General features: G+C 53.7%; 14 protein-coding genes. 11 read left to right on the top strand and 3 right to left on the bottom strand.

Annotated elements, in window-relative coordinates:
- Window positions 1-11: 11 nt before the first annotated feature.
- Both yfcE and yfcD read left to right on the top strand, forming a co-directional pair.
- Window positions 12-563 carry a phosphodiesterase gene (gene yfcE / locus C3708_RS20370; protein WP_095282767.1) on the top strand — a complete coding sequence of 184 codons (552 nt, stop codon included), beginning with the start codon at window positions 12-14 and terminating at the stop codon, window positions 561-563.
- A 54-nt stretch (window positions 564-617) separates the two neighbouring features.
- Window positions 618-1,172, top strand: a complete 555-nt coding sequence (gene yfcD / locus C3708_RS20375) for an NUDIX hydrolase YfcD (protein ID WP_095282766.1) — start codon at window positions 618-620, stop codon at window positions 1,170-1,172.
- Window positions 1,173-1,175: 3 nt separating this feature from the next.
- Here the strand turns inward: yfcD and C3708_RS20380 are convergent, their stop codons facing one another.
- A complete protein-coding gene (locus tag C3708_RS20380) occupies window positions 1,176-2,195 on the bottom strand; it encodes a LacI family DNA-binding transcriptional regulator (protein WP_103947227.1) in 1,020 nt (339 codons plus the stop codon).
- A 238-nt stretch (window positions 2,196-2,433) separates the two neighbouring features.
- On the opposite strand from C3708_RS20380, the gene C3708_RS20385 reads away from it, so the two are divergent.
- The 5 genes from C3708_RS20385 to C3708_RS20405 all read left to right on the top strand — a co-directional run bounded on the left by C3708_RS20385 (window position 2,434) and on the right by C3708_RS20405 (window position 6,416).
- Window positions 2,434-2,877, top strand: a complete 444-nt coding sequence (locus C3708_RS20385; protein ID WP_103950084.1) for a PTS sugar transporter subunit IIA — start codon at window positions 2,434-2,436, stop codon at window positions 2,875-2,877.
- An 80-nt stretch (window positions 2,878-2,957) separates the two neighbouring features.
- Window positions 2,958-3,230: a PTS sugar transporter subunit IIB gene (locus tag C3708_RS20390; protein WP_095282763.1), complete on the top strand. Its 273-nt coding sequence runs from the start codon at window positions 2,958-2,960 to the stop codon at window positions 3,228-3,230.
- A gap of 21 nt (window positions 3,231-3,251) precedes the next feature.
- On the top strand, window positions 3,252-4,643 hold the full coding sequence (locus C3708_RS20395; protein WP_095282762.1) for a PTS ascorbate transporter subunit IIC: 1,392 nt from the start codon (window positions 3,252-3,254) through the stop codon (window positions 4,641-4,643).
- Complete coding sequence (locus tag C3708_RS20400; RefSeq protein WP_103947226.1) at window positions 4,640-5,470, top strand: transketolase; 831 nt, start codon at window positions 4,640-4,642, stop codon at window positions 5,468-5,470. The genes C3708_RS20395 and C3708_RS20400 overlap by 4 nt, the downstream gene beginning before the upstream one ends.
- Window positions 5,463-6,416 carry a transketolase family protein gene (locus tag C3708_RS20405; RefSeq protein ID WP_103950085.1) on the top strand — a complete coding sequence of 318 codons (954 nt, stop codon included), beginning with the start codon at window positions 5,463-5,465 and terminating at the stop codon, window positions 6,414-6,416. Before C3708_RS20400 ends, C3708_RS20405 begins: the two co-directional genes overlap by 8 nt.
- A gap of 113 nt (window positions 6,417-6,529) precedes the next feature.
- Here the strand turns inward: C3708_RS20405 and pta are convergent, their stop codons facing one another.
- The gene (gene pta / locus C3708_RS20410) at window positions 6,530-8,674 is read right to left on the bottom strand and encodes a phosphate acetyltransferase (RefSeq protein ID WP_095282759.1); all 2,145 of its coding nucleotides are present in this window, start codon (window positions 8,672-8,674) and stop codon (window positions 6,530-6,532) included.
- 76 nt (window positions 8,675-8,750) lie between these two features.
- Complete coding sequence (ackA, locus tag C3708_RS20415) at window positions 8,751-9,953, bottom strand: acetate kinase (protein ID WP_095282758.1); 1,203 nt, start codon at window positions 9,951-9,953, stop codon at window positions 8,751-8,753.
- Window positions 9,954-10,290: 337 nt separating this feature from the next.
- On the opposite strand from ackA, the gene yfbV reads away from it, so the two are divergent.
- The 4 genes from yfbV to C3708_RS20435 all read left to right on the top strand — a co-directional run bounded on the left by yfbV (window position 10,291) and on the right by C3708_RS20435 (window position 13,911).
- Complete coding sequence (gene yfbV, locus C3708_RS20420) at window positions 10,291-10,746, top strand: terminus macrodomain insulation protein YfbV (protein WP_095282757.1); 456 nt, start codon at window positions 10,291-10,293, stop codon at window positions 10,744-10,746.
- A gap of 91 nt (window positions 10,747-10,837) precedes the next feature.
- Window positions 10,838-11,332: a YfbU family protein gene (locus C3708_RS20425; protein WP_095282756.1), complete on the top strand. Its 495-nt coding sequence runs from the start codon at window positions 10,838-10,840 to the stop codon at window positions 11,330-11,332.
- 10 nt (window positions 11,333-11,342) lie between these two features.
- Window positions 11,343-12,002 carry a sugar phosphatase gene (locus C3708_RS20430; protein WP_103950101.1) on the top strand — a complete coding sequence of 220 codons (660 nt, stop codon included), beginning with the start codon at window positions 11,343-11,345 and terminating at the stop codon, window positions 12,000-12,002.
- Window positions 12,003-12,078: 76 nt separating this feature from the next.
- A complete protein-coding gene (locus tag C3708_RS20435; RefSeq protein ID WP_103950086.1) occupies window positions 12,079-13,911 on the top strand; it encodes an SLC13 family permease in 1,833 nt (610 codons plus the stop codon).
- The last annotated feature ends 76 nt before the right edge of the window (window positions 13,912-13,987 follow it).

Consider the following 13,987-nt stretch of genomic DNA (forward strand, 5'->3'; position numbering starts at 1 on the left):
AGGAGTCACAGATGAAACTGATGTTTGCATCGGATATTCACGGCTCGCTGCCCGCTACGGAACGCGTGCTTTCACGCTTTGTTCAGAGTGGTGCGCAGTGGCTCATTGTTCTGGGCGATGTGCTCAACCACGGCCCGCGCAATGCGCTTCCGGAAGGCTATGCGCCTGCGCAGGTGGCCGAAAAACTGAATCAGTACGCTGACAAAATCATCGCCGTTCGCGGCAATTGCGACAGCGAAGTCGATCAGATGTTACTGCATTTCCCGATAACCGCACCCTGGCAGCAAATCCTGCTGGAAAAGCGTCGTCTGTTTTTGACCCACGGGCATCTTTTTGGCCCGGACAATCTGCCGCCGCTTTCGACTGGCGATGTGCTGGTTTACGGTCATACTCATATTCCGGTGGCGGAACAGCGCGAGGGTGTCGTGCATTTCAACCCAGGTTCCGTCAGCATCCCTAAAGGCGGTAATGTACCCAGCTACGGTATGCTGGAGGACAATCTGTTGAGCGTTATCGCACTTAATGATCAGCAAGTTATTGCGCAGGTCAGCATTAATCCGTAAGTTACACCTCAAAGTCAAACGCGCCACAAGAGCGCTTAACGAGAAGGGTTCCCGATGGTGGAGCAGCGTCATTTGGCAAGTACAGAGTGGGTTGACATTGTCAGCGAAGACAATGAAGTGATTGCACAGGCGAGCCGCGAGCAAATGCGGGCAGAACGCCTGCGTCATCGCGCAACTTACATCGTTGTTCACGATGGAATGGGCAAGATTCTGGTACAGCGACGTACTGACACGAAAGATTTTCTCCCAGGTATGCTCGATGCAACTGCCGGTGGAGTTGTTCAGGCTGATGAAGTTCTACTCGATTCCGCTCGTCGTGAGGCCGAAGAAGAGTTAGGCATCGCCGGTGTGCCGTTTGCCGAGCACGGTCTGTTCTACTTCGAAGACAAGCACTGTCGCGTCTGGGGCGGGCTGTTTAGCTGTGTTTCCCACGGCCCATTTGCGCTTCAGGAAGAAGAAGTAAGTGAAGTGAGTTGGATGACGCCGGAAGAGATCACCGCGCGTTGCGACGAATTTACGCCGGATTCACTGAAAGCGCTGGCGCTGTGGATGAGCCGCAACGCCAAAAATGAATCTGCAAAACCAGAAAAGCAGGAACAAGCCGAGTAACACTCAGCAGCTTTCCCGCAAGCACAGACTGGAAGCGATCGGTTTCTGATCGCGCCAGTCGCCGCCATTCAACCGCTCCAGCAGCGCACGTCCGGCCTCAATACCAATCTTCCGATGTGGCACTGCCATCGTCGTTAGCGGTGGCTGACAGACCCGGCTGACGTCGCTATCACCAAATCCCACTACCGCCAGATCGTCCGGCACTTTGATGCGTCTGCGCTGGCATTCATACAACACACCGCACGCCAGCTCATCAGAAACGCAGACCAGCGCATCCAGTTCAGGCCAGGCGAGTAAAAACTCCGGCAACTGCGATGCACCCGTTGAGAAATTCGGCGGCAGCGCGGCGTTAATTACTCGATTGGGCGACATATGGTGGCGCAACATGGCTTTATACCAGCCCTGCAAATGCTGCTTGAAAATCCACTGTTCCTGATTTGCACATAGCAGCCCAATATTCTGATAACCTCGCTGAATCACCAGTTCGGTAAGTTCATACATCGCGGCAACATTATCGATACCGATATTCATATCCAGCGGCTCGGCGCGCATAGCACCCATTTCCATCACCGGAATGGAGGCGTTTTTCAGCCAGTGGCGAACTGTATCGGTGTGTTCAGCGCTGAGTAAAATCGCGGCTGCAATGTTAGAGGCGAGCAGCGTTTCGAGCAGTTTTTCTTCCTGTTCAGGCCGGTGTTGCGATTCTGCCAGCATAATCTGGTATCCGGCAGGTTGCAGGATTTGCTGTAATCCGGCAAACATCTCGGAACAACCGTCTTCGGCAAGATTCGGAACCACCATCGCGATGGTCCATGACGAGGCCGACGCCAATGCGCTCGCTGCAAGATTGGGCATGTACCCTAATTCTTGCACCGCAGCTTCAATTTTTTCTCGCAGCTTATCGGAAACCTGCTCAGGCGTGCGCAATGCGCGGGACACCGTCATAGTACCCACTCCGGCAAGCTGTGCGACGTCGGAGATCGTCACTTTGCCGGTACTACGTCGTTTTCGGGTTAGAGACATACAAATTCCTGGTGACCAGACGCGTTTTTCTTATCATCCTTCGCTTCACATGAATTTGAGTATACGCCTTAAATCCCTTTTTTTACTGTGATTTCCCGTGCGGATTACGATTTGATAGCGCTATCACAATTTTGAATGTTATAAATTGGTAGCGCTATCTTTGTGATCTTGATCGCAGCTATCCGCGATGGGCTTGCATAAAGTTTGTTCATTGTTGACATCAGGGTGGGAGAAAAAAGTGCTCAAAAGTTGGATATATGATGCCACCATCACGTTGGAAGAGAGCGTTGAAAACTGGCCGCAGGCGCTGGAGCTTTGCGCCAGACCGCTGCTGGAAATGGACGTCATCTCTCCGGAGTACGTGACGGCTATTGTCGAACAGCATCATAAGTTAGGACCTTACTACGTGCTGGCACCAGGGCTGGCGATGCCGCATGCGCGGCCAGAAGAAGGGGCGAAAGGGCTTGGCCTCTCATTATTAAAACTCAAGCAGGGAGTTTCATTCGGAGCCGGAGAGTTTGATCCGGTGGATATTATCATCATGCTGGCTGCGCCTGACAAACACAGCCATATAGAAATGATTTCCGCGCTGGCTGAATTATTTTCCAGTGATGAGGATTTAATAGAGCTTCACAACGCCACTACGCGGGAGGAGATTAAAACTATTATCGAACGCTTCTGAATTAATTATCTATCCCCGTAAATTAACTTATTACGTGTATTCGTGATGCGGGCGTACTCTACTCAAAAAAAGGTATAACAATGAAAATAATGGCGATTTGCGGCTCTGGCCTCGGCAGCAGTTTTATGGTCGAAATGAACATCAAAAAAGTCCTTAAGAAGTTAAATATTGAAGCCGAAGTAGAACACTCAGATTTGTCATCAGCAACGCCGGGGGCCGCCGATCTTTTCGTGATGGCGAAAGATATTGCCGCCAGTGCGAGCGTACCGGAAAGCCAGCTGGTGGTGATCACCAATATTATCGACATCAATGAACTCGAAGCGCAGCTCAGCGCCTGGTTCGCGAAACAATAACCCTGTTTAGGCGAGGTGGATATGTTTATCCTTGAAACGCTGAATTTCGTTGTTGATATTTTAAAAGTCCCCTCAGTGCTGGTGGGCTTAATTGCCTTAATTGGCCTGGTGGCGCAGAAAAAACCGTTCTCCGATGTCGTAAAAGGAACCATTAAAACGATCCTCGGTTTTATTGTGCTGGGCGGTGGTGCCACGGTGCTGGTGGGCTCGTTAAATCCTTTGGGTGGAATGTTCGAGCACGCCTTTAGTATTCAGGGAATTATTCCGAATAACGAAGCGATTGTTTCGATTGCGCTGGAGAAATATGGTGCATCGACGGCGCTGATTATGGCATTCGGGATGGTAGCCAATATTATCGTCGCTCGATTTACGCGCCTGAAATACATCTTCCTTACAGGGCATCACACGTTCTATATGGCCTGTATGATCGGTGTAATCTTGACGGTTGCCGGTTTTGAAGGCGTCGGTCTGGTCTTTACCGGCTCGTTAATTTTGGGTCTTATCATGGCGTTTTTCCCGGCACTGGCGCAGCGCTATATGAAGCGTATCACCGGTAATGACGATATCGCCTTTGGTCACTTTGGTACGCTGGGCTACGTGCTTTCCGGCTGGATCGGCAGTAAATGTGGGAAAGGTTCTCGTTCTACTGAAGAGATGAACCTGCCGAAGAACTTGAGCTTCCTGCGTGACAGTTCAATTTCTATCTCTCTGACCATGATGATCATTTACCTGATCATGGCGGTGAGCGCCGGTCGTGAATACGTTGAAGCGACGTTCAGCGGCGGTCAAAACTATCTGGTTTACGCCATCATCATGGCGATCACTTTCGCGGCGGGCGTGTTCATTATCTTGCAGGGTGTGCGTCTGATTCTGGCGGAGATCGTTCCGGCCTTTACCGGCTTCTCTGAGAAACTAGTTCCCAATGCGCGTCCGGCTTTGGACTGCCCGGTGGTTTATCCTTACGCGCCCAATGCGGTGCTGATTGGCTTCTTGTTCAGCTTCCTCGGCGGGATCGTCGGGCTATTCCTGTGCGGACAGTTTAGCTGGGTGCTGATCCTGCCGGGCGTCGTTCCTCACTTCTTCACTGGCGCAACCGCCGGGGTATTTGGTAATGCCACCGGCGGGCGTCGCGGGGCGATGATCGGTGCTTTTGCCAACGGCCTGCTGATTACCTTCCTGCCGGTGATGCTGTTGCCTGTTCTCGGCGCCATTGGTTTTGCAAACACCACGTTCTCGGATGCCGATTTCGGTGCCGTGGGCATCGTGCTGGGCAACCTGGCGCGCTATCTGTCGCCATTCGCTATCACAGGCCTTGTCGTCGCGGTGTTCGCACTTCTGGTGGCGTACAACGTGTTTGCTAAAACCAAATCTGCGGGCGGTAACGCGCAGGAAAATACCGGAGCCAAATCATGAATGTAAAAGAAGTGACCCGACTGGCGCGCGAGATCCGCGTGGAAACTCTCAAATCGCTGACGCAGCTGGGGTTCGGACATTATGGCGGCAGTATGTCGGTGGTGGAAACACTGGCGGTATTGTACGGCGCGGTGATGAAAATCGATCCGGCCGATCCCGACTGGCCTGAGCGTGACTACTTTGTATTGTCCAAAGGCCACGCTGGCCCGGCACTCTACAGTACGCTGGCGATTAAGGGCTATTTCCCGGTGGAAGAGCTGAGCACGCTGAATCAGAACGGTACGCGTCTGCCGAGCCATCCCGATCGCCTGAAAACGCGCGGCGTGGATGCTACCACTGGCTCGCTGGGGCAGGGGATTTCTATTGCGGGCGGGATGGCGCTCTCGCACAAACTGGCGGGGCGCCCAAACCGGGTGTTTAGCATCGTCGGCGACGGCGAACTGAACGAAGGGCAGTGCTGGGAGGCTTTCCAGTTTATCGCCCATCATCGACTGAACAATCTGACTATTTTTGTCGACTGGAACAAACAGCAGCTCGATGGTGAGCTGGATGAGATCATCTGTGCGTTTGACCTGGAAGGGAAATTCCGCGCGTTTGGTTTTGACGTGGTGACGGTCAAAGGAGATGACGTGCCAGGGCTGCTGGACGCGGTTTCGCAGCCGCCAGCCGCTGATGCACGCCCTAGGGTGGTGATCCTCGACAGTATCAAAGGCCAGGGCGTGCCGTATCTGGAGCAGTTGAGCAACTCCCACCACCTGCGACTGACGGACGATGTCAAAGCCGCGCTTAACGAGACGATTCGCCAACTGGAGGCCGCACATGATTAAGGTTGCACCCGCAGGACAAAAAGACGCCATCGAGATGCGCAAAGTGTATGCCGGTTTCGTGGCCAGCCAGATTGAAGCTGGAAGCGAGATTATCGCCCTCGAAGCGGATCTGATGAGTTCGATGGCGATGGACGGCGTGGCGCGTGATTATCCGCAGCATGTGATCAACTGCGGCATTATGGAGGCCAACGTTATTGGCACGGCGGCGGGTTTATCGCTGACCGGGCGCAAACCTTTTGTGCATACCTTTACGGCATTCGCCAGCCGTCGCTGCTTTGATCAGCTGTTTATGTCGCTCGATTATCAGCGTAATAACGTCAAAGTGATCGCCTCGGATGCGGGCGTCACGGCTTGTCACAACGGTGGCACTCATATGTCATTTGAGGACATGGGGATTGTGCGTGGTCTGGCGCATTCGGTAGTACTGGAAGTCACCGATGCCGTGATGTTCGAAGACGTGCTGCGCCAGCTTATCGATCTCGATGGGTTCTATTGGGTGCGCACCATTCGTAAGCAGGCACCGAGCGTGTACGCGCCGGGGTCGACGTTTACTATTGGTAAGGGTAACGTACTGCGCGAAGGCAGCGATATCACCCTGATTGCGAACGGCATTATGGTGGCTGAGGCGCTGGAAGCAGCACGTCAGCTGGAGCAGGAGGGCGTAAGTGCCGCGGTTATCGATATGTTTACTCTCAAACCTATCGACCGAATGCTGGTGAAAAACTATGCTGAGAAAACCGGGCGGATCGTGACCTGTGAAAACCACAGTATTCACAACGGATTAGGATCTGCTGTTGCCGAGGTGCTGGTCGAAACCTGTCCGGTACCAATGCGTCGAGTGGGGGTCAAGGAACGTTATGGCCAGGTGGGAACGCAGGATTTCCTGCAAAAAGAGTACGGCCTGACGGCACACGATATTGTCTCGGCGGCGCGAGAGCTGCTGTAAATAAAAAAGGCGACCATTTTATTGGTCGCCTTTTTTTGCCGGATGGCGCTTCGCTTATCCGGCCTACAAAACCGTAGGCCCGGTAAGCGTAAGCGCCACCGGGCTTTTTAGCCTTACGCTTGTTGCTGTGAAGACTGAATCGCGGTCAGAGCGATGGTGTAGACGATATCGTCAACCAGCGCGCCACGGGACAGGTCGTTCACCGGCTTGCGCATACCTTGCAGCATTGGCCCGATGGAGATCAGGTCAGCAGAACGTTGTACCGCTTTGTAGGTGGTGTTACCGGTGTTCAGATCTGGGAAGATGAACACGGTCGCGCGACCTGCAACCGGAGAGTTCGGTGCTTTAGATTTTGCAACGTCAGCCATAACAGCGGCATCGTACTGCAGTGGACCGTCGATCATCAGGTCAGGACGTTTTTCCTGAGCCAGACGAGTTGCTTCACGTACTTTCTCTACGTCGCTACCTGCACCAGAGTTGCCGGTGGAGTAGGAAAGCATCGCCACGCGCGGTTCGATACCAAAGGCAATCGCGGAATCCGCAGACTGGATAGCAATCTCAGCCAGCTGTTCAGCGGTTGGGTCTGGGTTAATCGCACAGTCGCCGTAAACGTAAACCTGTTCTGGCAGCAGCATGAAGAACACGGAAGACACCAGAGAACTGCCCGGTGCGGTTTTGATCAGCTGCAGCGGTGGACGGATGGTGTTCGCGGTGGTGTGAACAGCACCAGAAACCAGACCGTCAACTTCGTCCTGCTCCAGCATCAGGGTACCCAGAACCACGTTGTCTTCCAGCTGTTCGCGGGCAACGGCTTCGGTCATGCCTTTGCTCTTACGCAGCTCAACCAGACGCGCAACATAGCTCTCGCGAACCACTTCTGGATCCACGATTTCGATACCTGAACCCAGTTCAACGCCCTGAGACGCCGCAACGCGGGTGATTTCATCTGGATTACCGAGCAGCACACAGGTCGCGATTCCGCGCTCTGCACAAATTGCGGCTGCTTTAACGGTACGCGGTTCGTCGCCTTCTGGCAGAACCACGCGTTTACCGGCTTTACGCGCCAGCTCAGTCAGCTGGTAGCGGAAGGCTGGCGGAGACAGACGACGGCTGCGCTCGGAGGTTGCGGTCAGAGACTCAACCCAGTCAGCGTTAATGTAGCTTGCAACGTATTCCTGAACTTTCTCGATACGTTCATGGTCATCAACCGGCACTTCCAGGTTGAAGCTTTGCAGGCTCAGAGAGGTCTGCCAGGTGTTGGTGTTCACCATGAAGACCGGCAGGCCAGTCGCGAAAGCACGTTCGCACAGCTTGCTGACGCGAGCGTCCATTTCATATGCGCCAGTCAGCAGGATCGCACCGATTTCAACGCCGTTCATCGCGGCCAGACACGCTGCAACCAGCACGTCAGGACGGTCAGCAGAAGTCACCAGCAGAGAGCCTGCGCGGAAATGTTCCAGCATGTGCGGAATGCTGCGCGCACAGAAGGTCACTGATTTCACGCGGCGGGTATTGATGTCGCCTTCGTTAACCACGGTCGCATTCAGGTGACGCGCCATGTCGATCGCACGGGTGGCGATCAGGTCAAAGCTCCACGGCACTGCGCCCAGAACTGGCAGCGGGCTGCTTGCGCTCAGCTGAGCTGGGTCCACTTTCACGATTTTCGCTTTGGAAGAATCGTCGAAAATTTCGGACAGGTCAGGGCGAGTACGGCCTTGCTCATCTACCGGTGCGTTCAGTTTGTTAACGATAACGCCGGTGATGTTGGTGTTTTTCGTGCCGCCGAAGCTGCTGCGGGTCAGCTCAATACGCTCGTTCAGCTGTTCCGGGGTATCGGTACCCTGGGACATCACGAACACGATTTCTGCGTTCAGGGTTTTGGCGATTTCGAAGTTCAGGGACTGAGCAAACTGATGTTTGCGCGTCGGAACCAGGCCTTCAACCAGCACCACTTCTGCGTCTTGCGCATTCGCGTGGAAATTGGCAATGATCTCTTCCATCAGCACATCGGACTGATTGCTGGAGAGCAGAGATTCAACGTGGCTCATTTTCAGCGGTTCAGCCGCTGGCAGACCGGAATTAGCACGCACGATGGCAGTGGTCTGGTCTGGCGCATCGCCACCGGCACGAGGCTGGGCGATAGGCTTAAAGACGCTCAGGCGAACGCCTTTGCGTTCCATAGCACGGATAACGCCAAGGCTGACGCTGGTCAGGCCGACGCTGGTTCCGGTAGGGATCAGCATAATAGTACGGGACACGGTTTATCCTCTTTTGGTTACCGCCGCATCGGGCGGGGTACAAAACAGCACCGCCAGCTAGGCTGGCGGTGTGGTATCAGGCAGTCAGACGGTTCGCGTCTTGCGCGATGACCAGCTCTTCGTTGGTTGGGATAACCAGAGCCGGGCGGGTGCCTTCTTTGTTGATGAAGCCAGACTTGCCGAAACGGGCAGCCAGGTTACGCTCGTGATCAACGTCGAAGCCCAGAACGCCCAGTTTGCCCAGGGACAGTTCACGAACCATTGCCGCGTTCTCACCGATACCACCGGTGAAGATAACCGCGTCCAGACGACCATCCATCAGTGCAGTGTAAGAACCGATGTATTTCGCCAGACGGTGGCAATAAACGTCCATTGCACGTTTAGCGTCAGCTTTGGTGGTGTAGTTGTCTTCAACATAACGGCAGTCGCTGGTGACTTCGGTCAGACCCAGCAGGCCAGACTCTTTGGTCAGCATTTTGTTGATAGCATCAACGCTCATGCCCAGGGTGTCGTGCAGGTGGAAGATGATCGCCGGGTCGATGTCACCGGAACGAGTACCCATCACCAGGCCTTCCAGCGGGGTCAGACCCATAGAAGTATCAACACATTCGCCGTTGCGGATAGCAGAAACAGAACCACCGTTGCCCAGGTGGCAAGTGATGATGTTCAGCTCTTCAACTGGTTTGTTCAGAACCTTGGCCGCTTCCTGAGTCACATAGAAGTGGCTGGTGCCGTGTGCGCCGTAGCGACGTACACCGTGTTCTTTGTACAGGCTGTACGGCAGGGCGTAGAGGTAAGATTCTTCCGGCATGGTCTGATGGAACGCAGTGTCGAACACAGCCACGTTTTTGTCTTTCAGATTCGGGAAGGATTTCAGGGCTTCTGCGATACCGATCAGGTGTGCAGGGTTGTGCAGCGGTGCAAAAGAGGCTGCGTCTTTGATACCCTGAATCACAGATTCGTCGATAACGACAGAACCGGTGTACTTCTCGCCGCCGTGAACAACACGGTGACCGATTGCCGTCAGCTGAGCAGACAGTTCTGGTTTTTGTGCCAGAATAGTGTTAACGATAAAGTTCAGCGCTTCACTGTGAGCGGCGCCTGCACCTAAAGCCGCTTCTTGTTTGCTGCCGTCCATTTTCCACTTAAGGCGTGCTTCAGGAAGATGGAAACATTCGGCCAAACCAGAGAGGTATTCTTCACCGTTGAGCGCATCGATGATGGCGAATTTCAGTGAGGAGCTACCGCAGTTCAGAACCAGTACTAACTTACTCGACATGGAAGTACCTATAATTGATACGTGGCTAAAAAAACGTCAGTGAGTCTCGTAGCGTAGCGCAAGATGACCCAGACATTTATGATTAACATCATGCCAAACCAACTTTCTGGCATGATGAAAGAAATCCATATGATGCTATGCCATTTTGAACGATTTTCAGACAATGGCATAATATGCGATAATTTGACGAGTTAACGATTCTCGTCTAAGGCCCAATCAGGCTGGCACAGAATACCCGATACTGGGTAGCGATGACAAAATATTTTGAACGTTGTCATGGCTTGTTGTGGATTTGCACGAAAATTTTAATTTTTATATGTGAAGTTGAGGTACAGCCATGTCGACACCAGAAAACCCCTCCGTGAGCTTCTTTAGTCTGTTTCGTCGGGGCCAGCTCTACGCAAAGACGTGGCCTCTGGAAAAGCGCCTTGCGCCAGTGTTTATCGATAATCGCGTGATTCGCATTACCCGTTATGCGATTCGCTTTATGCCGCCGATCGCTGTGTTTACGCTTTGCTGGCAGATTGCGCTGGGCGGTCAACTCGGCCCGGCCGTGGCGACGGCGCTGTTTGCGCTTACGTTGCCGATGCAAGGGCTGTGGTGGCTGGGCAAACGTTCAGTCACGCCGCTGCCACCTACTATTTTACACTGGTTTTATGAAGTGCGCGGGAAACTTCAGGAAGCAGGGCAGGCGCTGGCCCCGGTGGAAGGCAAACCGGATTACCAGGCGTTAGCGGATACGCTCAAGCGCGCTTTCAAGCAACTTGATAAAACATTCCTCGATGACTTGTGATTGATCATCGAAACGGTCACGAAAAGAAGGCACAGTAACAATCAGTTACCGTGTCTTTTTTTTTAGTGCAACGCGCAACAGGAGTCGAAAGATGGAAATGACCAACGCTCAACGTCTGATTTTGTCCAATCAGTACAAGATGATGACTATGCTTGATCCCGACAACGCTGAGCGCTATCGCCGCTTACAGACTATCGTTGAACGTGGTTTTGGCTTGCAGATGCGCGAACTGGACCGCGAATTTGGTGAACTGAAAGAAGAGACGTGCCGCACCGTCATCGACATCATGGAGATGTACCACGCGCTGCATGTTTCCTGGACCAATCTCAAAGATGCTCAAACAATTGATGAACGCCGCGTGACGTTCCTGGGCTTTGATGTGGCGACCGAATCGCGTTACCTGAGCTACGTGCGCTTCATGGTCAACACCGAAGGGCGTTATACCCATTTCGACGCCGGTACGCATGGCTTCAATTCTCAGACGCCGATGTGGGAAAAATATCAGCGTATGTTAAGCGCGTGGCATGCTTGCCCGCGTCAGTACCATTTAAGCAGCAATGAGATTCAGCAAATTATTAATGCCTGAGGGGGTGAATGTGCAGTGTAAAGGTTTTCTGTTTGATCTGGACGGTACGCTGGTGGATTCGCTGCCGGTCGTCGAGCGCTCGTGGTGCCATTGGGCCGACAGGCATGGCATTGACCATCAGGAAGTATTGAATTTCATCCACGGCAAACAGGCCATTACGTCGTTACGACACTTCTTACCGGGCAGAAGCGAAGAAGAGGTTCAGGCGGAGTTCAAGTATCTGGAGCAGATCGAAGCGACAGATGTTGAAGGTATTGCGGCGCTCCCGGGCGCGCTTGAGCTGCTCCAGCATCTTGATGAAATGCAGATCCCCTGGGCTATCGTGACCTCGGGTTCGATTCCTGTTGCCCACGCACGCCACAAGGCGGCAGGCCTGCCGACGCCTGAAGTGTTTGTCACCGCAGAGCGTGTGAAGCGTGGCAAACCGGAACCAGATGCCTTCTTATTGGGCGCAGAACTGCTGGGTATTCCTCCGGCCGATTGCGTGGTGGTGGAAGACGCCGCTGCAGGCGTTCTGGCAGGACTTAACGCCGGAAGTCATGTGATTGCCGTGAATGTTCCGGCCGGTTCGCCCCGGCTTGATGAGGTGGACTTTGTGCTCACGTCGCTTGCTTCGTTTGCGGTTCATAAAGCGTCAGACGGAAATGTAACTGTCTCCCTGAAAATGTAATCCCATGATTTAGCCCCACATTGTTGGGGCTTTTTTATGGCAAAATTTCCTTCCCTTTCCCTGACAAGGATATGTTGTGAACGGTGAACTGATTTGGGTGCTCAGCCTGCTTGCTATCGCCATCATTCTCTTTGCAACTGGCAAAGTGCGCATGGACGCCGTTGCTTTGCTGGTGATCGTCGCATTTGTCCTCAGCGGTACCTTGACCCTTCCCGAAGCTTTTTCTGGTTTTAGCGATCCCAACGTTATTTTGATTGCCGCGCTGTTTATCATCGGTGATGGGCTGGTACGTACCGGCGTTGCCACGGTGATGGGGGCATGGCTGGTAAAAGTGGCGGGCAGCAGCGAAACCAAAATGCTTGTTTATCTCATGGTGACGGTCGCCGGACTTGGTGCATTCATGAGCTCGACCGGCGTGGTCGCGATCTTTATTCCGGTGGTATTAAGCGTCTCGATGCGTATGGAAATATCGCCTTCGCGCCTGATGATGCCACTCAGTTTTGCCGGGCTAATCAGTGGTATGATGACTCTCGTCGCCACGCCGCCGAACCTGGTGGTCAACAGTGAACTGCTGCGTGAAGGCTACGCCGGATTTAGCTTTTTCAGCGTAACGCCAATTGGACTGGTGGTGCTGGTGCTTGGCGTGGTTTACATGCTGCTGACCCGCTTTGCGCTGAAGGGCGATACACAACACAAAAAAGGCGATGGCTGGCGTCGTCGCACTTTCCGCGATCTGATCAAAGAGTATCGCCTCACCGGACGCGCGCGTCGTCTGGCAATCCGGCCCGGTTCACCGCTGATTGGTCAGCGTCTTGACGATCTCAAACTGCGTGAGCGCTACGGCGCGAATATCATTGGGGTTGAGCGCTGGCGGCGGTTCCGTCGGGTCATTGTCAACGTGAACGGCGTATCAGAATTCCGTGCCCGCGACGTCTTGCTGATCGACATGTCGACGGCGGAGGTCGATTTGCGCGAGTTTTGCACGGAACAGCTGCTTGAGCCGATGGTGCTGCGCGGTGAATATTTCTCTGACCAGGCATTGGACGTGGGGATGGCGGAAGTCTCGCTGATTCCTGAATCTGAACTGCTGGGCAAAACCGTTCGCGAAATCGGCTTTCGAACTCGTTACGGTCTGAACGTTGTCGGGCTGAAGCGCGACGGTGTCGCGATGGAAGGGGCGGTGGTGGATGAGCCGCTGCAATTGGGTGATATCTTCCTGGTGGTCGGCAACTGGAAGCTTATCAGCCAGCTCGGGCAAAAAGGGCGCGATTTTGTGGTGCTAAATATGCCCATTGAAGAGAGTGACGCATCACCCGCTCACAGCCAGGCTCCACACGCTATTTTCTGTCTGGTGCTGATGGTCGCGCTGATGCTCACCGATGAAATTCCCAACCCGATAGCGGCCATTATTGCCTGCTTGCTAATGGGTAAATTCCGCTGTATCGACGCGGAAAGTGCTTATAAAGCCATTCACTGGCCAAGCATTATTCTGATCGTCGGGATGATGCCTTTCGCGCTGGCACTGCAAAAAACCGGCGGTGTGGATTTGGTCGTGAAAGGGCTGATGGACGTCGGCGGGGGCTATGGTCCCTACATGATGCTGATTTGTCTGTTTGTGATGTGCGCGAGTATCGGACTGTTTATTTCCAATACCGCGACGGCGGTGCTAATGGCGCCGATAGCACTGGCGATGGCAAAATCGATGGGCGTCTCACCGTATCCGTTTGCCATGATGGTGGCGATGGCTGCATCGGCGGCGTTTATGACGCCAGTATCTTCACCGGTGAATACGCTGGTGCTGGGGCCGGGGAACTATAAATTCAGCGATTTCGTGAAGCTTGGCGTGCCGTTCACGATTCTGGTGATGCTGGTATGCGTAGTGTTAATTCCGGTGCTGTTCCCGTTTTGACATCGGTGTGCCGGGTGGCGGCTGCGCCTTACCCGGCCTACATTTGGGTGTTTTGTAGGCCCGTGCAAGCGTAGCG

The organism is Lelliottia sp. 7254-16 (assembly GCF_002922995.1).
Taxonomy (GTDB): domain Bacteria; phylum Pseudomonadota; class Gammaproteobacteria; order Enterobacterales; family Enterobacteriaceae; genus Enterobacter; species Enterobacter jeotgali.